The sequence below is a fragment of the Bradyrhizobium ottawaense genome, assembly GCF_900099825.1.
GTDB lineage: Bacteria > Pseudomonadota > Alphaproteobacteria > Rhizobiales > Xanthobacteraceae > Bradyrhizobium > Bradyrhizobium ottawaense_A.
Genome location: NZ_LT629693.1, coordinates 1,355,510 through 1,380,135 on the forward strand (window position 1 = coordinate 1,355,510; position 24,626 = coordinate 1,380,135).

Here is a 24,626-nt window from a genome sequence, read left to right on the forward strand (position 1 = left end):
GTCCGCTAAACCGCTGTCCGGTGCCGCGCGATGCAGGTTTTCAAAACCTCGTCCATCGGCTTGCTCCACCAATCATCAGAGAAAATCTCGATCTCGGAATAGCCGGAAAAGCCCTGCGCCTCGACCGCAGCACGCACCGAGGGGATGTCGATGACGCCGTCGCCCATCATGCCGCGGTCGTTGAGGATATCCTTTGTCGGCACCAGCCAGTCGCAGACGTGAAACGCCATCAGGCGCTGCTTGCCGGCCCGCGCGATCTGCGGCAGCAGATCCGGATCCCACCAGATGTGATAGACGTCGAGCGCGACGCCGAGCGCGCCGCTGCGCGTGGGGTCCAGCGCGTCGCAAATATCCAGCGCCTGTTTGGTCGTGTTGACGCAGGCACGGTCGGCGGCATAGGCCGGATGCAACGGCTCGATCGCGAGCGGCATCTTGGCGGCCTTCGCGTAGTCGAGCATCTCGGCGATGGCGTCATGGACCTGCGTCCGCGCGCCCGCGATGTCCCTGGAGGCCACGCTGCCCGGACGCGAATATTGCGGCAGGCCGCCGACCACCAGCACGACGCAGGGCGCGCCCAGCGCGCGGGCCTCGTCGATCGCGCGGCGGTTGTCGTCCCGCGCCTCGATCCGGTGCGCCGCATCGGCCACAAACATGCCACCGCGGCAATAGCCAGATAATTCGAGCCCGGCATCGCGCACGGCCTTTACCGCACGATCGAGGCCCGTGGCCGCGACCTGGTCGCGCCAGGGATCGATGGCGCGGATGCCGTGCCGCGCGCAGGCTTCGATAATGGCAACGAGATCGCCCTGTTTGCGGACGGTCGCCGTGTTCAGCGACAGCCAGCGATGATCATTCGAAAAATCACGCATCACGGCTCGACGCCGCGCGTTGCCAGCACGGTCTTCATACGCCGCGTCGCCAGTTCGGGATTGGACAGCAGCCCGGCCTTGTCGGCGAGGCGAAACAGTTCGGCCAGATGCAGCGTCGAGCGCGTGCTCTCCTGCCCACCGACCATGGTGAAATGGTCCTGGTGGCCGTTGAGATAGGCCATGAACACGATGCCCGTCTTGTAGAACCGCGTCGGCGCCTTGAAGATATGGCGCGACAGCGGCACCGTCGGCCCGAGCACGTCGTGGAAGCCGGCCTCGTCGCCAGCGGCGAGCCGCGACAGCGCATAGGAGGCCGCCGGCGCGATGGCGTCGAAGATGCCGAGCAACGCGTGCGAAAATCCCTTGTCGTCGCCGGCGATCAGTTCGGCATAGTTGAAGTCGTCGCCGGTATACATCTTGACATTCTTGTCGAGCCGGCGACGCATGTCGATCTCGCGCTGCTTGTCGAGCAGCGACACCTTGACGCCATCGACCTTGGCGGCGTTGGCGTTGATGATGCCGACCGCGATATCCATCGCGGTATCGAGGCTCGCCGTGCCCCAGTAATTGGCCAGCGCGGGATCGAACATGTCGCCAAGCCAGTGGATGATCACGGGTTCGCGAACCTGGCCCAGCACGCGGTTATAGACCTTGGCGTAATCGTCGGCGCTGCGGCCGAGTTTTGCCAGTGCGCGCGAGGCCATCAGGATGATGCGGCCGCCGGCCTTTTCAACGGCCGCGATCTGCTCCTCATAGGCGCGGATCACATCGTCGATGGATTTCGCATCTTCCACCGCGAGATGATCGGTGCCGGCGCCGGAAAACACCAGCGCGCCGCCCCTCGCCTTCGCGGCCCGCACCGAACGCTGGATCAGCTCCAGCGAGGTCGGCCAGTCCAGTCCCATGCCGCGCTGCGCCGTGTCCATCGCCTCGGCCACGCCGAGGCCGAGATCCCAGACATGCTCGCGAAACGCAATCGTCCGGTCCCAGTCGATCGCCGACGTCAGCCACGGATCGCCGTCGGCAAGCGGATCGGCCACCACATGGGCGGCGGAAAACGCCACCCGGTTCAGCGTGCCCTCGAGCTTCGCCGGAAACGTCCGCGACGCCGCCAGGCGGTAGGTCTCGATCAAGCCTTCGCCGGTCGGCAGCTTCAGGGACAACGACGATTGCGGCATCACTGGCTTGTTCATGGTCCTGTCCTCACACCTTGATCGGGGCGACATCGATCCAGCGCCGCTCGCGCCAGCTCTGCAGCGCGCATTCGGCGAGTTGCACGCCCTTGGCGCCTTCGAGCAGCGTATACTTATACGGCGCGTCCTCGCAGACGTGGCGGATGAACATCTCCCACTGCTCCTTGAAACCGTTGTCGTAGGTGACGTTCTCCGGCAGCTTCTGCCAGTCGGCGTAGAAATCGTGGGTGCGCTTCTCGTCCGGGTTCCACACCGGTCGCGGCGTGGCCTGCCGCGCCTGGATCATGCACTCAGTGAGACCCGCCACCGCCGAGCCGTGGGTACCGTCGACCTGGAAGGTGACGAGATCGTCGCGATAGACCCGCGTCACCCAGCTCATGTTGATATGGGCGATCACGCCACCCTTGAGACGGAAGGTGGCGTAGGCGGAGTCATCGGCGGTCGCGGTGTACTTCTTGTCTTTCTCGTCGAAACGTTCCGGGATATCCGTGGTGCCGGTGCAGCTCACGCTCTCGACTTCGCCGAAGAGGTTGTCGAGCACGTAGCGCCAGTGGCAGACCATATCCAGAATGATGCCGCCGCCGTCCTCGCTGCGGTAATTCCATGACGGCCGCTGCGCTTCCTGCCAGCCGCCCTCGAACACCCAATAGCCGAACTCGCCACGCACCGAGAGCATGCGGCCGAAGAAGCCGGAGTCGCGCAGGAACGCGAGCTTCTTCAGGCCGGGCAGGAACAGCTTGTCCTGCACCGTGCCGTGCTTGACGCCTTTGGCGTTGGCGAGTCGCAGCACCGCGACGGCCTCGTCCAGGTTGGTTGCGATCGGCTTCTCGCAATAGACGTGCTTGCCGGCCTCGATCGCTTTCGTCAGCAGCGTCGGGCGCGCCTGGGTGGTGGCGGCGTCGAAGAAGATGGTGTCATTTTTGTCCGCCAAGGCCTTGTCGAGATCGGTCGACCAGCGCGTCACGTTGAAGCGCTTGGCCAGACGCTCGACCTTGTCGGCATCGCGGCCGATCAGGATCGGATCGGGCAGCATGCGGTCGCCGTTCGCGAGCAGCACGCCGCCGGAATCGCGGATCGCGATGATGGAGCGGATCAGATGCTGGTTGAGCCCCATGCGGCCGGTCACACCGTTCATGATCAGGCCGAGGCGTTTGGTCGTCATACTGCGTTCTCCAGGGATATTCCGGCTGTTGGCTGCGCCAGCGGCGACATCGCGGACCAGTCCGGATGCACCGAGGTGGCAAAGCCTGGTGTCGTCAGCGATCCCGTCAGGAGATCGCCGTTGTGGATGGCGAGACGGACCTTGTGGCCGTCTTTGGCATAGAGGTCCGGATGCGCCGTGAGAAACGCCTCGGCCTCCACGGCCGGCGTATCGCCAAAACCGTCGACATAATGGTGACCGTTGCGCTCGGCATGGGTGACACCGATCAGCGCGCCAAGCGCGAGATCCTGCTGCACGGCGAGACCCGCCTGGCAGGTCAGGTCTTCGCCGGCGATAAAGCATTTGGTGCCGGCCGCGCTCCACTTGGCCGCACGCGTGGCATTGATCACCGATTTGTAGATGCCCTTGCAGGATTTCGACGAGATACCGCGATAGCCGAGCGCGCGAGCCACCGGGAAAGCGTCATAGGAATCGTCGGCCTCGTCGACGATGAAATCGCGGCGGGCCAGCGCGCCGAGCGGCGATTGACGCGTGATGTCGCGCGGCATCGGCTGTTCGATATAGAGCAGCTTGGCCGCGATCGGCCGCAGCGCGGCGTCGCGGTCGAGCCGGTCGATCAACCCTCCGAGAGCGCCGAGGTCGGCATATTGCTCATTGGCGTCCAAGGTCACCCGATAGTCATGCGGCAGCGTCGCCAGTTCGCTGCCGATACGGGTCAGTCGGTCGGCATCATGCGCGGGATCGCCATTGAGCTTGAGCTTGAAATAGCGAGCACCGGCGTTTTCGTTTGCGTCGGCGACACCGCCCGCGCCCTCGATCGCGTCGTCCATGCCGACGGTGTGCCGGATCGCGACCCGCTCCAGCCGCCTTCGTCCCGCCAGGAATTGCGCGATGTCGTCGTTGCCGAGATCGCGCGACAGCCGCGCGTCGACGCCACCGATATTGGCCGCCATGCCGTCGAAGAAATTGGTGCCGGCAGCGCGCAGCAGCGCGTCGAGGATCGCCTTGTCGATCTCGGCCGGGCCATAGGCCGCCGCCAGCGGCGGAATGTCTTCCCTGGCGCACGCCTCGACCTGTGCTCCGATGCAGGCCGCGTGCAGGGCGAAGGCGGTCTCATAGCCGGAATGCGCCAGATAAATTTCCCGCGCGATCAGCAGCGAGCGTCGCAGTTCCGAAACCGTCTGTTCCGGCGAAAGATGCGGCCGCTTGTCGAACCATTTCGGCACCAGAAATTCGGCGCTGGCGCCGGTGGTCTTGCCTTTGCCTTCCACCTCGATCTCGACACGCACGAACATCTGCGGCGTCGCGTTGACGACAACGGCGCCGAACCGGAACGGCCGCGCAAAGGTGACCGGGCGTTCAAAGAACGCGATATCTCGTACGGCCAGGCGATACGGCATCGGGCCAGCTTTCAGTCCAGCGCGCTTTGGGTGAAGAAATGTTTGCGAATCCGCTGCACCAGTTCGGTGAACGCGGGATCGGCCATCGAATCCAGCGAACGCGGCCGCGGCAGCGGCACGTCGTAGATCGCTGCGATCGCGCCCGGCCGTTCGGTCATGACTAGCACGCGGTCGGCGAGGAACACGGCTTCCGGTATAGAATGCGTAATCAAGAGCACAGTCTTGCCGGTCTCACGCTGGATCCGCATCAGTTCGACATTCATCTTCTCGCGCGTCATGGCATCGAGCGCGCCGAACGGCTCGTCCATCAGCATGATCTTGGGATCGTGCACCAGCGCCCGGCAGATCGAGGCGCGCTGCTGCATGCCGCCGGACAACTGCCAGGGCAGTTTCTTCTCGAACCCTTCGAGCCCGACCAGCTTCAACAGCGCCTTGGCGCGCTGGAGATACTCCGCGCGCGGCAGCTTCTTCATGTCGATCGGCAACATCACGTTGGAGAGGATGTTGCGCCATGGCAGCAGCAGCGCGTTCTGGAACACGATGCCGACATTGCCGTGCGGCTTTGTCACCTGCTCGCCGTCGACCAGGATTTCACCGGTCGATGGCGCGAGCAGCCCCGAGATCATCTTCAGCAGCGTGGACTTGCCGCAGCCGGACGGGCCGACCACGACAAAGAACTCGCCCTCGTTGATGTGAAAATCCAGCGGCTTTAGCGACGGCACGTCGCCGTCGCGCGAGCGATAGGTTTTGGACACGCCCGACAGCGTGATCCCGGGCGTCGCCTGCCCGGCACGATCGGACACCAGGCGCAGATGCGCGCCGGGCTGCTCGATCTCGGTTGGTTTGGTCGCGGGGTTCATTGCATCAAGTCCGTCACCACGTGTGCGTGCACGGCTTCATCCTTCGAGACGGCGCTCCGCGCCTCCTCAGGATGAGGTCTGAGATCCTCATGGTGAGGAGCGCGGCACCGCCGCGCGTCTCGAACCATGAGGCCCCAACGCTCGCCGCGCGTACGTTTCTCACGAGCCGCCCTTCGGCAGGTAGTCGTTGGTATAAAACGCCTTCGGATTGTCCTTGGCCTTGGCGTCGAGCCCGCCATATTCGACCATGAGGTTGACCGTATCGGTCATGTTCTGGTCGGTCACTTCGAACGGCCGCTTGGCCTTGGTTTCCGGTGTCCGGTACAGCGGGATCGTCAGCTCGAAGCCTTGCGTCAGCGTTTCGATCTTGCCGCCCTTCGGGTTGGCGTCGAGGATCGACTGCGCCGCACCCTTGGGGTCCTTCTCGGCGGCTTCGACCGCCTTGGTCGTGGCCGACATGAAGCGCTTGACGAGGCCGGCATTGGCCTTGACGTAGTCGGTGTTGGCGACGATGCCCGACGAGACCATGTTGATGCCGTAGTCGGCGAACTTGATCGGATAGACGTCCTTGCCGGTGGCGTCCTTGATCTTCATCGACTGGTCCATGACGTAGCCGAGCAGGAGATCAGCCTGGCCGTTGATGACGGCGTTGAGCTTGGTCTGGCCGTCGCCGGCGACCGTGGTAAAATCGCTTTCCTTCAGGCCGGTCTTCTTCAGGAACAGCGGCCAGATCTGGGTCATGGAATCGGCCGGGGTGATCGCGACCGTCTTGCCCTTGATGTCCTCGGGCTTTTTAATGTTCTTCTCGACGAAACCCATCGCCGACATCGGGCTGGTCTGCAGCAGCACGCCGGTGGCGACGATCGGCGCGCCCTTCACCGCGGCGCGCATCATGGTGGGCACGTCGACATAGCCGAAATCGGCGGTCTTCGCCGCCACCGCCTGCGTGGTCGCCGCCGAACCGCGGCCTTCCTGGATTTCGAGATCGATGCCTTCGGCGGCATAGATGCCCTTGGCCTTGCCGTAATAGAACGGCGCGTGCTCGCCATAGACGTACCAGTTCAGCATCAGCACGACCTTGTCGGCAGCGGAAGCGGGAACCACTGAAAGCGCGGTCCAGATCAAGGCGGTCGCAACCGCCGCTATCGCTCGTATCATGGTTATCCTCCCGTTGGTGTTGACGCGGTCCTTGCCGGCCGCTTGTTCTGACGTTGGTATTATGAAGCGAAAATGATGTCCTCGCGCTGGCTGACATGCCAGGGGATCACGAGGCGTTCGATGCGGTCGACGATCCAGAACAGGATCACGCCGAGCAGCGCCAGGATCACGAGCGCGGCAAACATCGTCGGCAGATCGAAGGTGCCGATCGAGCGCTGCAGCACATAGCCGATGCCGGAATTGGAGCCGACGAACTCGCCGACCACGGCGCCGACGACGGCCAGCGTCACCGAGACCTTGAGGCCGGAGAAAATCGCCGGCATCGCATGCGGCAGGTTGACGGCGCAAAACACCTGGAAGCGGCTGCCCTGCATGGCGCGCGCGAGATCGACCATATCAGGGTCGACCGACTTGAAGCCCTGCACCGCCGATACCACGACCGGGAAAAATCCCAACAGGAACGCCGAGATCACTTTCGGAATAATGCCGAAGCCGAACCAGACCACAAACAGCGGTGCGATCGCGATCTTCGGCACCGATTGCGAGAACACCAGCAGCGGATAGACGTAGCTCTCCACCGTCTTCGAGCCCGCGATCAGCATCGCGACGGGAATGCCGAACAGCGCCGACAGCGCAAAGCCGCAGATGGTGGCGTAGGTGGTCGGCCAGGCCTGCCGCAACAGTTCCGGCCAGTCGGTCCACAGCACCGCCAGCACATCGCCGGGCGACGGGATCTGATAGGCCGGGATGTGGAACAGCCGGATCGCCACATCCCAGGCCACCACGATGAAGATCAGGAACAAAAACGGCCGCAGCCACGCCGCGTTCAGCGCTCTGGATACACCACTGGGCCCCTTCGCCTCGGCCACGTCTCGCTCCCTGTCTGGCTGTCTGGTCGTCTTTCGGAGAGAAATTAACCCGTTGGATAAATACTGGCAAGTGGCTTTCGTGCGGCAATTTGCGGCGTGGGCGACCGTCCGGGATGTGGAGAAGGCTCCATCCGCCGTCATGCCCGGGCTTGACCCGGGCATCCACGACTTTTCACACTAAGAAGGAATACGTGGATGGCCGGGTTAAACCCGGCCATGACGCCGTGTTCACCAACGCGAACGCGTCAAACCGGCTGATGCGCCGCCGCCCGCAATCCCGCCGGCTTCGCCTTGCCGAAATCCGCGGTCGATTTTCCCGTCAGCGCCGCCAGCACCAGCGCCACCATGTGCGCGAGGCGCTCGTCCCTCGCCTCCCTCTTCAGGAGGTCGCGGCCGAAGATCACCGACAGCGTGGCGCTGTTCGAGAGATAGAAGAAGCACAGCCCGGCGATCGAAATGTACAACTGGACCGGATCGACGGCGACGCGGAAGTCGCCGCTTTCGACGCCGCGCGTCACCACGGTGCGGATCATCTCGACGAACGGCGAGTGCATCGACTTGACCTTGGTCGAGCGTTTCAGATGGCGGGCTTTGGCGAGATTCTCGGTGTTGAGCAGCGCCAGGAATTCCGGGTTGCGGATGAAATAATTCCAGGTGAAGTCGATCAGCCGCTCGATCGCCTCGGGCGGATCGAGATGTTCGAGATCGAGGCCGCGCTCCTCGGAACGGATCTTGTCGTAGGCAGCCTCCAGCACCGCGAGGTAGAGATCTTCCTTGTTGCCGACATGGTAATACAGCATGCGCTTGTTGGCGTCGGCATTGGCCGCGATGCGGTCGACGCGCGCACCGGCCAGGCCATGGGCGGCAAATTCCTGCTTGGCGGCCTCGAGAATGCGGATCCGCATGCCCTCGGGGTCGCGCTGCCACTTCAGGACGCGTTTTGCCTTTGCCAAATCAATCGCTCGATGGACGCATGATGGTTGCTGTAGCACGCAGGCGGGCGTTTGAGAATGCGGGGTGAGCGCATCACTCCGGCTTCCCCGGCGACGGCTGCACCAACAGTGTCGGAACCCCGCAGGTGCCGTTGCGCACGGTCATCACCCGCGTGCCCGGCTTGCGGCCGGTGCGGACTTCGGAGACGTCGACGCCGGCCCGGGCCAGCCGCGCATGGGTGGCGTCGATGTCGGCGACGCGCCAGCAGATGCCCCGGAGACGATCCTTCTGCAGGTCCAGCGGCGCAGGCGCGGGCTTGGCCGGCCGGTGCGTCACCTCGACGACGAGGTCGCCGCAGCGGAAGAACATCAGCCGGCCCCAGTCCGGATGTGAGCGGTCGAGCGCCATGTCGAGCCCGAGCCGCGCGCCATAAAGCGCGGCGGCGCGCTCGGGATCCGGCGTCGAAACCACGACATGGTCCATCGCGGTGATCGGCCCGGTCGCGACAGGCACGGAGCGCGGACGCTCGCTGGCGAGTTGAAGATAGAACAGCCGGATGCCGCGCGTGGCGTCCGAGGCCGTGCGAGTCCGCTTCCACGACAGCACAGCCCCCGAGAGCGCGTCGCGGCTTTCAACCTCCGCAACCGGCTCGGGCTTCAGGGTCAGCCGATCGAGCCGGCGGTGCAGCTTGCCGATGTCGTTGGTGCGGAAACAGAGGCTCGCCAGCCCCTCGCCCTGGGCCGCCAGAACGCTGCGGATTCGATCCGCATTGGCGTCCGCGCCCGAGGGCGCCATCAACTCCAGCGACATATTGTCGAGCGTGAACAGCACGCGGTCGGCGCCGTCGCCGCTGTTCTGCCAGGCCGGCGCCCGCGCAAACAGCGTCTGATAGCTTGCGGTGCCCGCCGCGATGTCCTGGGTTAAGACGACGACATGATCGAGACCGGTAATCACGGAAAAGTCCCCTCCCATTTTGTCGCACCGCGCCGGAAACCCGCGCAGTGTCCAGCCGTTATACAGGCCCGGCCGCCTTGGGACGGTCCTAGGCTCATCATCTTGCCATCTCAAGCCGCAAAGACGGCACGGTTTGCGAATATTTTCAGCGAAACCATCTGATTTCCGGTGTTAGTGTAAGCGCGCCGGGCCGGATCCACCTTCAGCCCAATGCGCTGTAATACAAGACGGAAAGCGAATGCAGGCCCTCTTCATCGGACAGACCTATATCGACGTCACCTTCATCACCGACCACATGCCGACCGGCGACGAAAAGCACGTAGCCTCCGCCTACGCGGTTTCGTTTGGCGGCAACGCCGTCACGGCCGCATTCTGCTGTGCGAAACTCGGCATCGTGCCCGACCTGATCGCGACCGTCGCCAATGACTGGCTCGGCCGCATGTTCCAGGACATGAGCGCGAAATACGGCATCTCGATCCATCCGCGCAAGGTCAATAGCTCCTCGCTGTCCTTCATCATGCCGAAGGACGGCAAGCGCGCCATCGTCCGCTGCCGCGACGACGAGCATATCCATCCCTTTCCGATCCTCAACCTGAGGGGTTGCCGGGCGCTGCATATCGACGGCCACCAGCCGGACGCCGCCATCCACTATGCCAAACTGTGCCGCGAGGACGGCATCCTGACCTCGCTCGACGGCGGCGGCCTGCGCTCCAATACCCATGAGCTGCTGGAATTCATCGACGTCGCCATCGTCGCCGAAAGGCTCTGCGAGCAGATGGACAAGACGCCGGAGGAGATGCTGGATTATCTCAAGAGCAGGGGCTGCCGGGTCGGCGGTGTCACGCTCGGCGAAAAGGGCCTGCTCTGGTACGACGAGACCGGCGCGGTCCACAACCTGCCGGCGCTTCCGATTCCACGCGAGCGCGTGATCGATACCAACGGCGCCGGCGACGTCTTCCACGGCGCCTATGTCTATTCCTACCTCGCTAACCCCAGCAAAAGCTGGCACGACCATTTCGAATTCGCGCGGGCCGCGTCCACCTACAAGATCCAGCGCCTCGGCAACGAGGCCGGATTGCCGACGCTGACCGACATCGAAGTGGTCAAGATGGCGTTTCCGGCCGGCGCGTGACCGGATGAGTCGGGGATAACATGGGGCGGGTCTTTGTCGCCGGCAGCATCAACATGGATGTGGTGGCGACCGCCGACCGGCATCCCAAGGTCGGCGAGACCGTCGCCGGCAACGCCGTAAACTATTTTCCTGGCGGCAAGGGCGCCAACCAGGCGGTGGCATCCGCCAAGCTCGGCGCGCCGACCACGCTGATCGGCCGGCTGGGGCGCGATGCCTTCGGCCAGCAATTACGGACGTTTCTCGCCGCACAGGCGGTCGATCTCGCTCATGTCAAGGACACCGCCGAGGCCCATACCGGAATGGCCATCATCACCGTTGCCGATGCCGACAATACGATTGTGGTCGTGCCAGGCGCCAATGCGCTGGTTAGTAGCGAAGACGTCACCGCAGTTGCGCTGGCCAAAGGCGACGTCGCCGTCAGCCAGTTCGAAATTCCGCAAGCGACGATCGTCGCGTTCTTCCGGCGCGCACGGGCAGCGGGCGCGACCACGATCCTCAATCCCGCGCCGGCGATCCCGTTCGGGAAGGATCTGCTCGATCTCGTCGATATCCTGATCCTGAACGAGACCGAGCTCGGACTTCTCACCCATATGGAGCTGCGCGACAGCGACGATCCCGCCCGCTTCGTGGCAGCAGCGAGCGCCTTGCAAGGCGGCAGTAGAATCATCTGCATCACGCTGGGCAAACGCGGCGTGCTGGCGCTGATCGATGGGCAGGCCTCCGTCATCGCCGGCCGCGCGGTGAAGGCGGTCGACACCACCGGCGCCGGTGATTGCTTTGTCGGCGCGCTCGCAAGCCAGCTCGCCAATGGCACGGCCATCCGCCGTGCCTTGGAATACGCCAATGCCGCGGCATCGATCTGTGTGCAGCGGATGGGCGCGGCGCCCTCGATGCCGACGGCGGCGGAGGTCGCGGCACTGCTGTCCACATAGACTCGTCTTCCTGATCCCCCGGTCTTGATATCGGGCGCGTCCGGCGACATGCTGGCTGCGGCGCTTGCCCCAACGAACAAGGAAAAACCATGGCCAAGATCGTGCGTGTCGAAATCCTGCAGGTCGATCTTGTGCCAAAGGCGGTCCGCACCGACGCGATCCAGTCGTTCGCCACGCAGGAAACGCCGATGGTCCGCATCCACACCAGCGACGGCATCGTCGGCACCGGCTATTCCTATACGATCGGCACCGGCGGCTCGTCGGTGGTCGCGCTGCTCAGGGATCATCTGGCGCCGCGGCTGCTGGGCCGCGACCCGCTCGACATCGAGGCGATCTGGAAGTCGCTGTTCTTCGCAACCCATGCGACCGCGGTCGGCGCCATCACCAGTCTCGCGCTATCAGCCATCGATACCGCGCTGTGGGACGTCAAATGCCTCGCCGCGGGCCGTCCGCTCTGGAAGGAAGCCGGCGGCGCGCAAGCTTCCGTGCCGGTCTATTCCACCGAGGGCGGCTGGCTGCATGTCGAGCCGCAGGCGCTGGTCGATGACGCACTGTCCGTGCGCGCGCAGGGGTTCGGCGGTGCCAAGATCAAGGTCGGCCGCCCCCATGTCAGCGAGGACATCGCGCGCCTTGCCGCCGTGCGCGACGCGGTCGGCCCCGGTTTCGAGATCATGGTCGATGCCAACCAGGCCTTCACGGTCGGCGAAGCGATCCGCCGCGCCCGCCAGTACGAGCCGCTCGACCTCGCCTGGTTCGAGGAGCCGCTACCGGCGGAAGACCTCGCCGGCCATATCCGCCTCGCCGCATCGACGTCGCTACCAATCGCGGTCGGCGAGTCGATCTATCATCCCAGCCATTTTCGCGAATATCTGCAGCGCGACGCCTGCGCGATCGTGCAGGCCGACGTGGCGCGGATCGGCGGCATCACGCCGTGGCTCAAGGTGGCGCACCTCGCCGAAACCTTCAACGTTCCGATCTGCCCGCACTTCCTGATGGAGTTGCACGTCTCGCTGTGCGCGGCCGTGCCGAACGCGGCCTGGGTGGAATGGATCCCGCAGCTCGACGACATCACCACCAGCCGCCTGACCATCGAAGGCGGGCGGGCCAAACCGTCTTCCGAACCCGGCCTCGGCATCGCATGGGACTGGCAGGCGATCGCCAGGCTGCAGGCGTTCACTCCGGTTGTCCTGAGCGCGTGATGATGACCTGAAGCCGGCACCGTGCCGGCCTTAAGTCAGCGCGCCCTTCAGATCGAAGCTGGCATCGGCCGCCTGCTCCGGGGTGATCGAGCGATTGGCGGCCAGCAGACGCCGGCCGAACATGTGATCGCCGGCGCGGTTGACGGATTCGATGCCGAGCAGCCGCCCGGACTTGTAACAGAAGGCGGAGAAGGCCCCCGCGCCGCGATCGCCGCGCACCACGACCTGGTCGTAACCGGTGGTCAGGCCTACCATCTGCAGCTTGTCGGGCCCCTGATCGCTCCAGAACCACGGCAGGCCGTCATAGGGTTTGGCGTCGCCGGTCAGCCGCGCCGCGACGCTGCGCGCGTGATCGGTGGCGTTCTGCACCGACTCCAGCCGCAACGAGCCGCCGAAGCGCGGGCTCGCATACAGCGCGCAATCGCCAACCGCCGAAATGTTCGGATCCGCGGTCAACAGAAGCTCGTCGACGATGATGCCGGCCGCCACCGGCAGGCCGGCCTCCGCCGCCAGTTCGACATTGGGCAAGACGCCGACGCCGACCACCACGAGATCGGCCTGAAGGTGCCGGCCGTCACTGAGGCTGACACCGGTCACCCTGCCGCCGTCGTTTTCGATGCTGGTGACCTGCACGCCGAAATGAATGCGAATGCCGGCAGCGGCATGCTGCGATTGCGAAAATTCCGAGATTTCCGCGGTCACCGCACGCGCCATCACCCGCGCGGCAAGTTCGACCACGTCGACTTCGAGGCCCTTGGCCCGCGCCGTTGCGGCAAATTCCAGCCCGATGAAACCGGCGCCGATCACGATGACATGCTGGCCGGAGGCGATCCGGTGCCGCAGCGCCTCGCTGTCGTCGAGCGTCCGCAGATAACGCACGCCATCGAGATTGGCGTTGGGAATATCCAGCAGGCGGTTGCGCGCCCCGGTCGCCAGCACGAGATGGCCGTAATCCAGCGACGCGCCGGACGCGAGCGCCAGTTTGCGCGCGGCGCGATCGATCGAGGTGACGCGATCGGCGATCAGATCGACGGTCTGGTCGTGATAGAATTTTTCCGGCCGGAACATCAGGGTGTCCGGTCCGCCGGTTCCCTTCAGATAGGCCTTGGACAGCGGCGGCCGCTGGTACGGCAGATGGCCTTCATCATTGACGAGCGCGATGCGCTCGGAAAAGCCGTTCTGGCGCAATGAGGCCGCAAGCTGAAAGCCTGCATGGCCGGCGCCGGCGATGATGACCGGTCCCTGCGTCATCGGGACAATTCAACTGCGAAGGCACAGGAGTGACCCATGTCGTCTGCTCTCGGCTGATGTTGGTGCTTGCTGCCTCATCCTGGATCGCGGCGCTCGTGGCCGGATCCGGAAAGATGGGCATCTCGAGGCTCGAGGCGGCTCGTGCGCCCCAAACCCCTGATGAAGCCGAAGTCTTGCAGACTTCGCCGGGATTGTCACCCGTTCCCTTCTGCGATTTAAATGCCGGGCCATTTTCGCGTCCATGAGGTCCACCATGTCAGCAGCCCCCTCCGACCCTGCCCTGCTCCGGATCGAAGGTCCGATCGCGACCATCACCCTCAACCGGCCCGCGGCCTTCAATTCGATCGACCTGTCGATCGCGCAAAAGCTCGAGCAGCTCGGCGCCGACGTCGAAGGCAATGACGATATCAGGGTGCTGGTGATCGAGGGCGAAGGCCGCGCCTTCTCCGCCGGCGGCGACTTGCAGACCATTGGCGCTGCGGCGGCTGCCGACAACATCGCGCCCGTGGTCGGGGAACTGCTGAAGCATTATCACGCCTTCATCGAGACGGTGCGGCGGATGCCGAAGATCGTGCTGTCCAGCGTCAACGGCTCGGCAGCCGGCGCCGGCATGGGACTGGCCTTTGTCACCGACCTCTGCATCGCCGCCGATGATGCCCGCTTCACCCCGGCCTACGCCAAGATCGGCGTCTCGCCCGATGGCGGCAGTACCGTCGGCATGGTCGGCACCGTCGGCACCCGCCGCGCGCTGCAGATATTTCTGGCGGAAGACAGTTTTACCGCAAAGCAGGCTTACGAATGGGGCCTGGTCGCGCGCGTCGTGCCCGCCGCTGAACTCAAGGCCGCGACGCGCAAATTCGCCGAACGGCTGGCGCAGAACCCGCCGGCCGCCATCGCCGGCACCAAATCGCTGGTCTATCAGGCCGCGGTGACGCCGACCCGGCAGCAGCTCGATGCCGAGGAAGCCAAGATCATCGACGCCATGCACACCGATGATTTTCGCGTGGCGGTGAAGAAATTCACCAGCAAAGGGAAATGAGAGCGACGCATCCAGCACTCTGCCGTCGTCCCCGCCTTCGCCGGGACGACGCGGGTATTGTTACGTGTTCGGACAGATATACCCGGTCCCCGCCGGAGACTTGAAGCACCCGACCGACTCCGGGATCACCTGCTTCGGCAGCCACAGCACCACCTTCGGGAAATAGATCGTGAAGATGATGGTCACCAGGAACACGACGTAGATCGGCAGCGCCGCGCGCAATGCCTTCGCAAATGGAACGCCGACGAATTTCGAAGCCATCAGCAATACCAGCCCGTAAGGGGGCGTGATCAGGCCGAACGCCAGCGTGGCGATCAGCACCACGCCCATATGAACGCCGTTGATGTCGCCGGCCTGCGTCAGCGTGTTCACCAGCGGCATGAAGATGATGATGGTCGGCACCGGCTCGATGAAATCGCCCACGACCGTGAACAGCAGCACCAGCAACAGCATCATCAGATGCGGGTCGTTGCCCGCGATCGAGGTGATCCAGTCGGCGATCACGGCCGCACCGCGCAGATAGGCCAGCATCCAGCCGAAGGCGTTGGCGGCGCCGATGGTGATCAGGGGCAGCGAAAAGATCAGCCCGGCGAGACAGAAATCGTAGGGGATGTTCCTGAAGTGCTTGCGATTGAGCGCCGGGATCACCACCGCGATGATCCAGATCACGGCGACGATGCCGGCTTCCGTCGGCGTGAAATAGCCGGTGAGGATGCCGCCGAGCAGGATCACCGGGATCATCAGCGGCAGCGCCGCGTCACCGGCGGCGAACACGACCTGGCGCAGGGGCGCGCGCGGCTTGCGCATGCCGGAAGGGCCGAAGAAATAGCAATATATCATCAGGCCGAAGCCAATCATCAGGCCCGGTACCACACCGGCCATGAACAGCCCGGCGATCGAGACGTTGCCGACCGCGCCATAGACGACCGCCGTGATGCTCGGCGGCACCAGCGCCGCGATGGTCGAGGCCGATGCGATGATCGCGGCGATGAAAGCAGGGCTATAGCCTTCCCGCTTCATCGGGCCGCCCAGCGCGCGGCTCATGACCGCGACATCGGCGGTGGTCGATCCCGACATTTCCGAGAAGAACATCGAGAACACCACGACCACCTGGGACAGCCCGCCCCTGATATGGCCGACCAGCGACAGCGACAGATTGGCTATTCGCACCACGACGTTGGCCGAACTCATGAGCTCGCCGACCAAGAGGAAGAATGGAATCGCCAGCAACGCCTCGGAATCGACGCCGTCAAACACCTTCTGGATGATGGCCGCCAGCGAAACGTCCGTCAGCATGGCGCCGACGAACACGCCGGCCAGCAGCGAGAACGGCACCGGCACGCCGAGATAGCCGAAGAACAGGAAGCAGAACGTCATCAGACCGAGAATGACCGGTGCACTCACGGGCGCGCCCTCGTCTCAGGCCTGACGTCGACCGGCGGAATATCGCGGTCTTCCTCCAGTGGCTCCGGATGATCGAACCCGTTACGAATGCCGTTGACCAGTTGCTCCACCGTGAACAGCGCGATCAACGCGCCGGCGAACGGAATCGCCGCATAGAGCGAGGCGATCGGCGTCCCCGACGGCAACCGGAAACTGCCGAATCCCCTGACATAATTGATGTAGCCAAAATAGATGAGGCAGAACGCGACGCCGAGCACGACGATGCGAATCATGATCTCGACGATCATGCGCGGCGTGCCATGCATCGCTTCGGAGATCGCGGTCAGATACAGATGATCGTTGCGGCGGGTGGCGACGGCCGCGCCGATGAAGATCGCATAGATGAACAGCGTCGATGTGACTTCCTGCAGCCAGAGCCATGGATGACCGATGGTCCGCGTGATGATGTCGGCCGTCACCGATAGCGAGAATCCGAGGCAAAGGACGCCGCATACGATCATCAGGAACAGTTCGAGCCGGTCGAACGACTGCCATTTCAGATGACGTTGCCGCTGCAGCACCAGTTTGTCGGCGATGGCCATCGGGTTAGACTCTCTGTCCCGGATCAAACTCTCTCGTCGTCCCGGCGAACGCCGGGACCCATAACCACCGGCGTACATTGTTGAACAAGATGGCTGCCTGATCGCCCAATTGAAAGGCCGCGGCGTATGGGTCCCGGCGTTCGCCGGGACGACACGGATAGTGCGCCCTCAATTAATCCCGCGGATCAGGTTCTTGATCTTCTCCGCGTGCGGGCCGAGTTCCTTGGCGAGCTTGTCGAGATACCGATCGGAGATGGCCGCAAAGCTCTTCTTGTCCACGTCCTCGACGATCTTGACGCCATACCCCTTCAGCTTGGTGGCCGCCGTCTTTTCGAGTTCGAATGCCTTGGCCGGCTCCTTGGCGCTGACTTCGGCCGCTGCGGTCTTGACCCACTGTTTCTGGTCGGCGGAAAGGCTCTGCCAAAGCTTGTCGCTGATGAACAGCAGCGCGTTGTTGGCTTCATGCTCGCTCATCGAGAGCACCGGCGCCACCTCGTAATGCTTGTTGACGAGGTAGACGTTGACGCTGTTCTCGGCGGCATCCATCACGCCGGTCTGCAGCGAGGTGTAGACGCTGCCGAACGGCATATGCACGGTCTGGGCGCCATAGGCCGGGAAGATTGCGTCCTCGGTCGCCGTGGCCTGAACCCGGATCTTCAATCCCTTCATGTCGCCGGCGTTGTGGATTTCCTTCTTGCTGTAGATGCTCCGCACGCCCTGCGAACCGGTGGCGATGACGTGCAGGCCCTGCGTGGTCTCGTCGATCATCGCCGTGATCGCGTCGATTACCTGCTGGTTGGCCAGCGACTTGACCAGATGATCGGCGTTGCGGAACAGGAAGTGCAGCGACATCACTCCGGCCTGCGGCGAGATCGTCGCGGTATTCGCTGACGAGACGATGGCGAAGTCGATGTCGCCGGACTTCACCAGTTGCAGAAGCTGCGGCTCCTGGCCGAGTTGCGCGCCAGGATATTGATCGACCAGCATCGTTCCCTTGCTCAGTTCCTTGAGCTTGGCCGAAAACATGTCGTAGGCGACACTGTAGCCGGTGTTGAGCTGCTGATCGTGGGCGAAGCGGTAATGCTTCGTCTCCTGGGCGCCGGCGCTTGCGGCAAACATCACCGAAGCCGCGGCGATCGCCGCGCCCAACAACATCCTACGACTGGCCATCCCGCCCTCCCTGTTCTGATTTTCCCGATCATCCCATCAAGGCCGCAAGATTGTCAATAAAGTAACGGCATTTCAAGGCGATGCGACAGTTCCTGACCTCGAAGACACCAGATTATCGACAATTCCGCGAAGGGCCTTACTTAATGGCCCGGATCAGGTCCTTGACCTTCTCGGCGTGGGGACCGAGGTCCTTGGCGAGCTTGTCGAGATAGGGATCGGCTATTGCGACGAAGCCCGATTTGTCGACATCGGTGACCACTTTCACGCCGATCGCCTTCAGCTTGTCCTGCGACTGATGCTCGAGCTCGATCGCCTTGGCGGGCTGGGTCTTGTTGACCTCATCGGCGGCGGCCTGCACCCAGCCCTGCTGTTCCGGCGAGAGGCTGTTCCAGAGCTTGTCGCTGACCCAGACCAGGTTGTTGTTGGCCTCGTGTTCGGTCATCGACAGCACGGGCGCAACTTCATAGTGCTTGTTGGCGAGATAGACGTTGACGCCGTTTTCGGCGACGTCGATCACGCCGGTCTGCAGCGAGGTGTAGACGCTGCCGAACGGCATGTGCACGATCTGCGCGCCATAGGCCGGGAACATGGTGTCCTCGGTGGGCGTCGCCTGCACCCGCACCTTGAGACCTTTCATGTCATCGATCTTCTTGATCTCGCGCTTGGAATACATGCTGCGCAAACCAAGCGTCGACAGCGCGATGACGCGGGCGCCCTGCACGGTATCCGCGATCATCGCCTTCATGGCCTTGGACACTTCGGGATCCGCGATCGCCTTGATGAGATGCGCCTCGGAGCGGAACAGGAAATGCATCGACATCACGCCGGCCTGCGGCGACAGCGTCGCGGCATTGGCTGATGACGAGATGCAGAACTCCACGTCGCCGGATTTGACGAGCTGCAGCACCTGCGGCTCCTGTCCGAGCTGCGCGCCCGGATACTGGTCGATCAGCATGGTGCCCTTGCTCAGCGCCTTCAACTTGTCGCTGAAGATATCGCCGACGATGCCGTAACCGGTCGATTTCGGTTGATCGTAGGCGAAGCGATAGTGTTTCGCCTCCTGCGCGCCGGCGCTTGCGGTGGTCATCACGAGCGCGGCCACGACCGCACCAAGCACGCTTCTCAGCCTGTCCATCGTCTCCCCCTCATGATTTCTGATGTTATTTTTCCTTTTATCATCCCATCGGCCTTGTTCGATTGTCAATCAAACAAGGCGCAACGCATCTGCGAGATGGATGACAACCAATACGGCAAATCTATTCGCACAACCGTCATCGTCCGCCTTGTGCGCGATTGCGCACTGGGGCGGAAGATCCAGTATCCTGTGGGGTCTCGGCTCTACGTCAGCGTCTCTACAATACTGGATGCCCGCTTTCGCGAGCATGACGACGGCGGATGTACAAGTCGGCTACTTGCCTTCGCCGCGCATGAAATCGAAGTCGCAGCCCTCATCGGCCTGCAGGATGGTTTCGTTGAACAGATGCGCATAGCCGCGCTTGGCCCAGTCGGGCGTCGTCGGCGGCGCCAGCGCCGCACGGCGCTTTTCAAGTTCGGCATCGTCGATCAGCAAGTCGATGCTGCGGCTGGCGACATCGAGGCGGATCATGTCGCCGTTCCTGACCAGCGCCAGTGGGCCGCCGACAGCCGATTCCGGCGTGATGTGCAGCACGATGGTGCCGAACGCCGTGCCGCTCATGCGCGCGTCCGATATCCGTACCATGTCCTTCACGCCTGTACGCGCGAGCTTCTTCGGGATCGGCAGGTAACCCGCTTCCGGCATGCCGGGGGCGCCCTTCGGTCCCGCATTGCGCAGCACCAGCACGTCGTCGGCCGTCACATCGAGCGCGGGATCGTCGACCCGCAGCGTCATGTCTTCAACCGACTCGAACACCACCGCCCGGCCGGTATGCTGCAGCAATTTGGGGCTCGCCGCCGAATGCTTGATGACGGCACCGCGCGGCGCGAGATTGCCATGCAGCACCGCCATCGCGCCTTCCGGCTTGATCGGATTGTTGCGCGGGCGGATCGCGTCCTGCCCCGGCACGTCCTCGGCACCGGCGACGACATCGCGCAACGTCGCGCCGGTGATGGTCCTGGCATCGAGGTCGAGGAGATCGCCGAGCTGCGCCATCAGCTTCGGCACACCGCCGGCATGATGGAAGTGCTCCATGTAGTGCTCGCCGGACGGTTTCAGGTCGATCAGCACGGGCACTTCGCGGCCAAGCTTGTCGAAGGCTGCGAGATCGATACGATTTTTGGTGCGGTTGGCAATCGCGGTCAGATGAATGAGGCCGTTGGTCGAGCCGCCGATCGCCTGCAGCACCACCTGCGCATTGCGGAACGACGACGCCGTCAGAAATTCGCTGGGCTTTGGCCCCTTCGCGATCGCCATCGCGGCGGCAACCCTGCCGCTCGCTTCGGCGGAACGAAACCGTTCGGCATGCGGCGCCGGTATGGTCGCGCTCATCGGCAGCGACAGGCCGAGCGTTTCGGTGATGCACGCCATGGTGCTGGCGGTACCCATCACCATGCAGGTGCCGACCGACGGCGCCAGCCGGCCGTTGACGGCCTCGATCTCGACGTCGTCGATTTCACCGGCGCGGTATTTGGCCCACAGCCGCCGGCAATCGGTGCAGGCGCCGAGCACCTCGCCCTTGTGATGCCCGACCACCATCGGCCCGACCGGAATGACCACGGTCGGCAGATCGGCAGAGACTGCTGCCATGATCTGCGCCGGCAAGGTCTTGTCGCAGCCGCCGATCACCACAATGGAGTCCATCGGCTGGGCGCGGATCATCTCCTCGGTATCCATCGCCATCAGATTGCGCAGATACATCGACGTCGGATGCGAGAAGCTTTCGGCAATCGAGATGGTCGGGAATACCATCGGCATCGCGCCCGACAGCATCACGCCGCGCTTCACGGCCTCGATGATCTGCGGCACATTGCCGTGGCAGGGATTGTAATCGCTGTAGGTATTGGTGATGCCGACGATCGGGCGATTGAGCGCGTCGTCGGAATAGCCCATCGCCTTGATGAAGGCCTTGCGCAGGAACAGCGAAAATCCGGCGTCGCCATAGCTCGCCAATCCCTTGCGAAGTCCGTCGTCAGCCATCTCTTTAATTCCCGTGGTCGTTGGCCGCCCACTAAAGGAGGCCGCGGAATTATTGTCAATGCATGATAATTCGCGGGCCAAATTAAGCGGATAGCCGCCAAAATCCCATCATTATTGACAATGAATGGGGTACTGTGCTGACTTTGAGAGATGAAAGCTCAGGCAGAGGAAGCTTCCGCGCTGACGCGCGAGGAGGAACAGGCGGAAGTCATTCGCCGCCTGGAAGAGGACATCATCTTCGGCCGCTTCGCGCCGGGCTCGCGGCTGGTCGAGGACACGCTGATGACGCGCTACGGCGCCAGCCGGCATTTCGTGCGCCAGGGCCTGTTCCAGCTCGAACGCCAGGGCATCGTGCTGCGCGAGAAGAATATCGGCGCCACCGTGCGGTTCTATTCGGCCGAGGAAGTGCGGCAGATCTACGAGGTGCGGGAGATGCTGACGCGGCAGGCCGCGCTGATGATCGCGCTGCCCGCGCCCGCCAGCCTGATCGAAGAGTTGAGCGAGCTGCAGCGGCAATATTGCGCGAGGGCCGATGCGCAGGACCTGCGCGGCATTCACGAGACCAACGACGCCTTCCACGTCGCGCTGTTTTCGGCTTGCGGCAATCCCTATCTGGTGCGCTCGCTGCAGGACTACATGAACCTGACGCTGCCGATGCGGGCCAAGAACCTCGCCGACAAGGAAGGTTTGGCGCTATCGCGTCGCCAGCACGAACTAATGATCGAGCTGTTGAAGGGCCGCGACAGCTGGGCGCTGGCGCAGCTCTGCGTCGACCACATGCAGTTCAGCAAGGCGGACTATCTCGGCCGCATCGCGGACAACAAGAATCCGTAAGTCCGGCATCGGCGGAGCGATGAGCCCCTTCATGAAACGCGTGCTGGTGTTGTCCGCAGTGATCGCGGCGCGTGTCGGATGTGGCGCCGGCGCAGCCGAAGCCGCCAGTGATCCAAGGGCGGCGCAACTCACCTATCAACCGTGGGCCAAGATTTGCGTCAATCGACCCGACGGCAATTCCGACTGCTTCACTTCTTCCGGCGCGAAGGGCGCGTGTCAGCCTTCCGGAGGCGGAATCGCCGTCTGGATCCGCGACGGCAAACAGCGAAGCCTGTCCATCAACCTGGTGACGAAGCGCCTGCTCGACGGCACCCTCGCGGTCCGGATCGATCAGGGCACCCCGATCCCAATTCCTGATCCGAATTGTGGGGAATTGGGCTGCCGGGGCAAGCTCGATATCGACACCTATTTCATTGAAGGCCTGAAGCATGCGCGCACGATCAGCATCGAAGCCATGGCCCGCGATCGTCAAGGCATCACCCTTCCGTTTCCGCTCGCAGGGTTCGCCGAGGCCTTTGACGGTCCGGCCGGCGGACCACCAAAGGTAGCTGAGATGACCAGCGACGAATTGAACGCGCGGTTGAAGCGGGCAGCGAACCCGCCACCATGCGAGGAATAGGCAGCGCTACTTCTTCCAGTCCACGATCTTGCTCTTGTCGCCCGCGAATTCCATGCTGCAGAACGTGCCGCCCTGGTAGAAGTCGCCGACCGGATCGGGCTTGAGCTTGGCCTGCTCGGCCATTGCATGCTCGCGAAAGTCCTCAGCCCTGCCGGTCGGCCGGTAGCCGAGGTCGTAGGCGCGGTGGTTGTCCCACCAGGCGCGCTCGTTATACGAGGCGCCGTACAGCACCTCGAAATGAATGTCGGGATGGTCGAGCCCGATCCGGCAGAGCTGCACCAGGTCTTCCGGCTTCAGCCAGATCGAAAGCCTGCGGTGGTCGAGCGGCATTTCGCCGAAATTGCCGATCCGGATGCAGGTGACGCCGAGCCCGTATTTGTCGGCATAGAGCGCGCCGACGGCTTCGCCGAACACCTTGCTGACGCCATAGCGGCTGTCCGGCCGCGCGGTGACGTCGGTGCCGATGCGATGGTGGCGCGGATAGAAGCCAACCGCATGATTTGACGAGGCAAACACCACGCGCTTGACGCCCTTCTTGCGCGCGGCCTCGAACAGGTTGTAGCCGCCGATGATGTTGGACTGCAGGATATCGTCCCAGGGGCCTTCGACCGAGTAGCCGCCGAAATGCAGGATACCGTCGACGCCGTCGCAGATCGCCTCGACCTGCGCCGGATCGGCCAGATCCGCCGCGATGAATTTCTCGTTCCTGCCGAGATCGGCCGGCGCCTTCAAGTCGCTCAGCACGAGGTCCGGATAGATCGGCGGCAACAGCTTGCGCAAGGACGTGCCGATCCCGCCGGCGGCGCCGGTCATCAATATGCGTGGCATTGCGTTCCTCTTCTCTTTTCTCTTGCTTGGACCGATTTGCGGTCATTGGCTGGGGGTGATAGCAAACCAAACTGCGAGGAAACGCAACAACAACGAGAACAGCAAATGTCCGAGGCATCATCTCATGCGGCCGGCTGGCGTCCGGCGACCTGCTATCCCGATCCGGCGATCCACGCGCTCGATCCGCGCTTCGAGAAATACTGGCTGAAGCTGTCGGCCGTGGAGCGGCTGACCACCGGCCTGCGCTGGGCCGAAGGCCCGGTATATTTTGGCGACGGGCGGTATCTCTTGTGCAGCGACATTCCGAACCAGCGCATCCTCAAATGGGAAGAGGAGACCGGCGCCGTCAGCATCTATCGCAAGCCGTCGAACTTCGCCAACGGCAACACCCGCGACCGCCAGGGACGCCTCGTCACCTGCGAGCACGGCGGCCGCCGCGTCACCCGCACCGAATATGACGGCTCGATCACGGTGCTGATCGACAGTTTCGACGGCAAGCCGCTGAACTCACCCAATGACGTCGTGGTGAAATCCGACGGCTCGATCTGGTTCACCGATCCGACCTTCGGCCTGCTCGGCAACTACGAGGGCTACAAGGCCGAGTCCGAGATCGACGCCAATGTCTACCGCCTTGATGGTGCGACCGGCAAAGCCACCATCGTCGCCGAGGGCGTGCTCGGGCCCAACGGGCTGTGCTTCTCGCCGGACGAGAAGATCCTCTACGTCGTGGAATCCCGCGGCGTGCCGAACCGAAAGATTCTCGCCTATGACGTCTCGCCCGGCGGCGACAGGATCTCCAACAAGCGCGTCTTCATCGACGCCGGTCCCGGCACGCCCGACGGCATGCGTTGCGACATCGACGGCAATCTGTGGTGCGGCTGGGGCATGGGCGATCCCGAACTCGACGGCGTCGTGGTCTACGCACCCGACGGCGTCCTGATCGGCCGCATCGCGCTGCCCGAGCGCTGCGCCAACCTCTGCTTCGGCGGCGTCAAGCGCAACCGCCTGTTCATGGCCGCGAGCCAGTCGATCTACGCGTTGTATGTCAACACGCAGGGCGCGCTCGGCGGGTAGGCTCAACTGTCGTCCCTGCGAACGCAGGGACCCATACTCCGTGATCTCAA

23 protein-coding genes are annotated in these 24,626 nt (G+C 63.7%); 7 read left to right on the forward strand and 16 right to left on the reverse strand.

Annotated elements, in window-relative coordinates:
* Positions 1 to 5 precede the first annotated feature (5 nt).
* The 9 genes from BLR13_RS06445 to BLR13_RS06485 form a co-directional block, all read right to left on the reverse strand.
* Positions 6 to 869 carry a sugar phosphate isomerase/epimerase family protein gene (locus BLR13_RS06445; RefSeq protein ID WP_074826330.1) on the reverse strand — a complete coding sequence of 288 codons (864 nt, stop codon included), beginning with the start codon at positions 867 to 869 and terminating at the stop codon, positions 6 to 8.
* Positions 869 to 2,062: a dihydrodipicolinate synthase family protein gene (locus tag BLR13_RS06450; RefSeq protein WP_074826327.1), complete on the reverse strand. Its 1,194-nt coding sequence runs from the start codon at positions 2,060 to 2,062 to the stop codon at positions 869 to 871. Before BLR13_RS06450 ends, BLR13_RS06445 begins: the two co-directional genes overlap by 1 nt.
* A gap of 10 nt (positions 2,063 to 2,072) precedes the next feature.
* Complete coding sequence (locus tag BLR13_RS06455) at positions 2,073 to 3,224, reverse strand: Gfo/Idh/MocA family protein (RefSeq protein WP_074826325.1); 1,152 nt, start codon at positions 3,222 to 3,224, stop codon at positions 2,073 to 2,075.
* The gene (locus BLR13_RS06460; protein WP_074826322.1) at positions 3,221 to 4,624 is read right to left on the reverse strand and encodes a mandelate racemase/muconate lactonizing enzyme family protein; all 1,404 of its coding nucleotides are present in this window, start codon (positions 4,622 to 4,624) and stop codon (positions 3,221 to 3,223) included. The genes BLR13_RS06455 and BLR13_RS06460 overlap by 4 nt, the downstream gene beginning before the upstream one ends.
* Before the next feature lie 11 nt (positions 4,625 to 4,635).
* A complete protein-coding gene (locus BLR13_RS06465) occupies positions 4,636 to 5,484 on the reverse strand; it encodes an ABC transporter ATP-binding protein (protein ID WP_074826320.1) in 849 nt (282 codons plus the stop codon).
* Between the two features lie 159 nt (positions 5,485 to 5,643).
* Positions 5,644 to 6,642: an ABC transporter substrate-binding protein gene (locus tag BLR13_RS06470; RefSeq protein WP_074826317.1), complete on the reverse strand. Its 999-nt coding sequence runs from the start codon at positions 6,640 to 6,642 to the stop codon at positions 5,644 to 5,646.
* 59 nt (positions 6,643 to 6,701) lie between these two features.
* A complete protein-coding gene (locus BLR13_RS06475) occupies positions 6,702 to 7,511 on the reverse strand; it encodes an ABC transporter permease (protein ID WP_074826314.1) in 810 nt (269 codons plus the stop codon).
* 245 nt (positions 7,512 to 7,756) lie between these two features.
* The gene (locus BLR13_RS06480; RefSeq protein WP_171944990.1) at positions 7,757 to 8,464 is read right to left on the reverse strand and encodes a TetR/AcrR family transcriptional regulator; all 708 of its coding nucleotides are present in this window, start codon (positions 8,462 to 8,464) and stop codon (positions 7,757 to 7,759) included.
* Positions 8,465 to 8,537: 73 nt separating this feature from the next.
* Positions 8,538 to 9,398, reverse strand: coding sequence for a VOC family protein (locus BLR13_RS06485; protein ID WP_074826311.1), 861 nt, complete (start codon positions 9,396 to 9,398; stop codon positions 8,538 to 8,540).
* A gap of 238 nt (positions 9,399 to 9,636) precedes the next feature.
* Here BLR13_RS06485 and BLR13_RS06490 point away from each other — a divergent pair, with 238 nt between their 5' ends.
* From BLR13_RS06490 to BLR13_RS06500, 3 genes are all read left to right on the forward strand, one after another.
* On the forward strand, positions 9,637 to 10,530 hold the full coding sequence (locus tag BLR13_RS06490) for a sugar kinase (protein WP_074826308.1): 894 nt from the start codon (positions 9,637 to 9,639) through the stop codon (positions 10,528 to 10,530).
* Between the two features lie 20 nt (positions 10,531 to 10,550).
* The gene (locus BLR13_RS06495; RefSeq protein ID WP_074826305.1) at positions 10,551 to 11,462 is read left to right on the forward strand and encodes a ribokinase; all 912 of its coding nucleotides are present in this window, start codon (positions 10,551 to 10,553) and stop codon (positions 11,460 to 11,462) included.
* An 89-nt stretch (positions 11,463 to 11,551) separates the two neighbouring features.
* On the forward strand, positions 11,552 to 12,661 hold the full coding sequence (locus tag BLR13_RS06500; protein ID WP_074826302.1) for a mandelate racemase/muconate lactonizing enzyme family protein: 1,110 nt from the start codon (positions 11,552 to 11,554) through the stop codon (positions 12,659 to 12,661).
* Positions 12,662 to 12,691: 30 nt separating this feature from the next.
* Here the strand turns inward: BLR13_RS06500 and BLR13_RS06505 are convergent, their stop codons facing one another.
* Entirely contained in the window at positions 12,692 to 13,912 is a 1,221-nt protein-coding gene (locus BLR13_RS06505) for an NAD(P)/FAD-dependent oxidoreductase (RefSeq protein ID WP_074826300.1), read from the reverse strand.
* Between the two features lie 253 nt (positions 13,913 to 14,165).
* Here BLR13_RS06505 and BLR13_RS06510 point away from each other — a divergent pair, with 253 nt between their 5' ends.
* Positions 14,166 to 14,951, forward strand: a complete 786-nt coding sequence (locus tag BLR13_RS06510; RefSeq protein WP_433994257.1) for an enoyl-CoA hydratase/isomerase family protein — start codon at positions 14,166 to 14,168, stop codon at positions 14,949 to 14,951.
* Between the two features lie 60 nt (positions 14,952 to 15,011).
* On the opposite strand, the gene BLR13_RS06515 is transcribed toward BLR13_RS06510, so the two are convergent.
* From BLR13_RS06515 to BLR13_RS06535, 5 genes are all read right to left on the reverse strand, one after another.
* A complete protein-coding gene (locus BLR13_RS06515; RefSeq protein WP_074826294.1) occupies positions 15,012 to 16,355 on the reverse strand; it encodes a TRAP transporter large permease in 1,344 nt (447 codons plus the stop codon).
* Positions 16,352 to 16,936, reverse strand: a complete 585-nt coding sequence (locus BLR13_RS06520; RefSeq protein ID WP_074826291.1) for a TRAP transporter small permease — start codon at positions 16,934 to 16,936, stop codon at positions 16,352 to 16,354. The genes BLR13_RS06515 and BLR13_RS06520 overlap by 4 nt, the downstream gene beginning before the upstream one ends.
* Before the next feature lie 168 nt (positions 16,937 to 17,104).
* Positions 17,105 to 18,106: a TRAP transporter substrate-binding protein gene (locus BLR13_RS06525; protein ID WP_074826287.1), complete on the reverse strand. Its 1,002-nt coding sequence runs from the start codon at positions 18,104 to 18,106 to the stop codon at positions 17,105 to 17,107.
* Between the two features lie 136 nt (positions 18,107 to 18,242).
* A complete protein-coding gene (locus BLR13_RS06530) occupies positions 18,243 to 19,241 on the reverse strand; it encodes a TRAP transporter substrate-binding protein (protein WP_074826284.1) in 999 nt (332 codons plus the stop codon).
* 273 nt (positions 19,242 to 19,514) lie between these two features.
* Positions 19,515 to 21,221: an IlvD/Edd family dehydratase gene (locus BLR13_RS06535; RefSeq protein ID WP_074826281.1), complete on the reverse strand. Its 1,707-nt coding sequence runs from the start codon at positions 21,219 to 21,221 to the stop codon at positions 19,515 to 19,517.
* 150 nt (positions 21,222 to 21,371) lie between these two features.
* On the opposite strand from BLR13_RS06535, the gene BLR13_RS06540 reads away from it, so the two are divergent.
* Together BLR13_RS06540 and BLR13_RS06545 are read left to right on the forward strand one after the other, a co-directional pair.
* Positions 21,372 to 22,055 carry a GntR family transcriptional regulator gene (locus BLR13_RS06540; protein WP_074826278.1) on the forward strand — a complete coding sequence of 228 codons (684 nt, stop codon included), beginning with the start codon at positions 21,372 to 21,374 and terminating at the stop codon, positions 22,053 to 22,055.
* A gap of 31 nt (positions 22,056 to 22,086) precedes the next feature.
* Positions 22,087 to 22,674 carry an invasion associated locus B family protein gene (locus tag BLR13_RS06545; protein ID WP_074826276.1) on the forward strand — a complete coding sequence of 196 codons (588 nt, stop codon included), beginning with the start codon at positions 22,087 to 22,089 and terminating at the stop codon, positions 22,672 to 22,674.
* Positions 22,675 to 22,680: 6 nt separating this feature from the next.
* Here the strand turns inward: BLR13_RS06545 and BLR13_RS06550 are convergent, their stop codons facing one another.
* The gene (locus tag BLR13_RS06550) at positions 22,681 to 23,502 is read right to left on the reverse strand and encodes an NAD-dependent epimerase/dehydratase family protein (protein ID WP_074826273.1); all 822 of its coding nucleotides are present in this window, start codon (positions 23,500 to 23,502) and stop codon (positions 22,681 to 22,683) included.
* Positions 23,503 to 23,607: 105 nt separating this feature from the next.
* Between BLR13_RS06550 and BLR13_RS06555 the strand changes: the two genes are divergently transcribed.
* Positions 23,608 to 24,576 (forward strand): SMP-30/gluconolactonase/LRE family protein, encoded by a 969-nt coding sequence (locus BLR13_RS06555; protein WP_074826268.1) that lies wholly within the window; start codon positions 23,608 to 23,610, stop codon positions 24,574 to 24,576.
* Positions 24,577 to 24,626 lie beyond the last annotated feature (50 nt).

What these genes read in the sequence shown, in the direction of transcription:
- BLR13_RS06505 (WP_074826300.1), bottom strand. Translation starts at nt 13,912, where the DNA reads ATGACGCAGGGACCGGTCATCATCGCCGGCGCCGGCCATGCAGGCTTT.
- BLR13_RS06500 (WP_074826302.1), top strand. Translation starts at nt 11,552, where the DNA reads ATGGCCAAGATCGTGCGTGTCGAAATCCTGCAGGTCGATCTTGTGCCA.
- BLR13_RS06525 (WP_074826287.1), bottom strand. Translation starts at nt 18,106, where the DNA reads ATGGCCAGTCGTAGGATGTTGTTGGGCGCGGCGATCGCCGCGGCTTCG.
- BLR13_RS06520 (WP_074826291.1), bottom strand. Translation starts at nt 16,936, where the DNA reads ATGGCCATCGCCGACAAACTGGTGCTGCAGCGGCAACGTCATCTGAAA.
- BLR13_RS06465 (WP_074826320.1), bottom strand. Translation starts at nt 5,484, where the DNA reads ATGAACCCCGCGACCAAACCAACCGAGATCGAGCAGCCCGGCGCGCAT.
- BLR13_RS06490 (WP_074826308.1), top strand. Translation starts at nt 9,637, where the DNA reads ATGCAGGCCCTCTTCATCGGACAGACCTATATCGACGTCACCTTCATC.
- BLR13_RS06510 (WP_433994257.1), top strand. Translation starts at nt 14,166, where the DNA reads ATGTCAGCAGCCCCCTCCGACCCTGCCCTGCTCCGGATCGAAGGTCCG.
- BLR13_RS06540 (WP_074826278.1), top strand. Translation starts at nt 21,372, where the DNA reads ATGAAAGCTCAGGCAGAGGAAGCTTCCGCGCTGACGCGCGAGGAGGAA.
- BLR13_RS06455 (WP_074826325.1), bottom strand. Translation starts at nt 3,224, where the DNA reads ATGACGACCAAACGCCTCGGCCTGATCATGAACGGTGTGACCGGCCGC.
- BLR13_RS06535 (WP_074826281.1), bottom strand. Translation starts at nt 21,221, where the DNA reads ATGGCTGACGACGGACTTCGCAAGGGATTGGCGAGCTATGGCGACGCC.
- BLR13_RS06545 (WP_074826276.1), top strand. Translation starts at nt 22,087, where the DNA reads ATGAAACGCGTGCTGGTGTTGTCCGCAGTGATCGCGGCGCGTGTCGGA.
- BLR13_RS06470 (WP_074826317.1), bottom strand. Translation starts at nt 6,642, where the DNA reads ATGATACGAGCGATAGCGGCGGTTGCGACCGCCTTGATCTGGACCGCG.
- BLR13_RS06450 (WP_074826327.1), bottom strand. Translation starts at nt 2,062, where the DNA reads ATGAACAAGCCAGTGATGCCGCAATCGTCGTTGTCCCTGAAGCTGCCG.
- BLR13_RS06495 (WP_074826305.1), top strand. Translation starts at nt 10,551, where the DNA reads ATGGGGCGGGTCTTTGTCGCCGGCAGCATCAACATGGATGTGGTGGCG.
- BLR13_RS06530 (WP_074826284.1), bottom strand. Translation starts at nt 19,241, where the DNA reads ATGGACAGGCTGAGAAGCGTGCTTGGTGCGGTCGTGGCCGCGCTCGTG.
- BLR13_RS06460 (WP_074826322.1), bottom strand. Translation starts at nt 4,624, where the DNA reads ATGCCGTATCGCCTGGCCGTACGAGATATCGCGTTCTTTGAACGCCCG.
- BLR13_RS06550 (WP_074826273.1), bottom strand. Translation starts at nt 23,502, where the DNA reads ATGCCACGCATATTGATGACCGGCGCCGCCGGCGGGATCGGCACGTCC.
- BLR13_RS06445 (WP_074826330.1), bottom strand. Translation starts at nt 869, where the DNA reads ATGCGTGATTTTTCGAATGATCATCGCTGGCTGTCGCTGAACACGGCG.
- BLR13_RS06555 (WP_074826268.1), top strand. Translation starts at nt 23,608, where the DNA reads ATGTCCGAGGCATCATCTCATGCGGCCGGCTGGCGTCCGGCGACCTGC.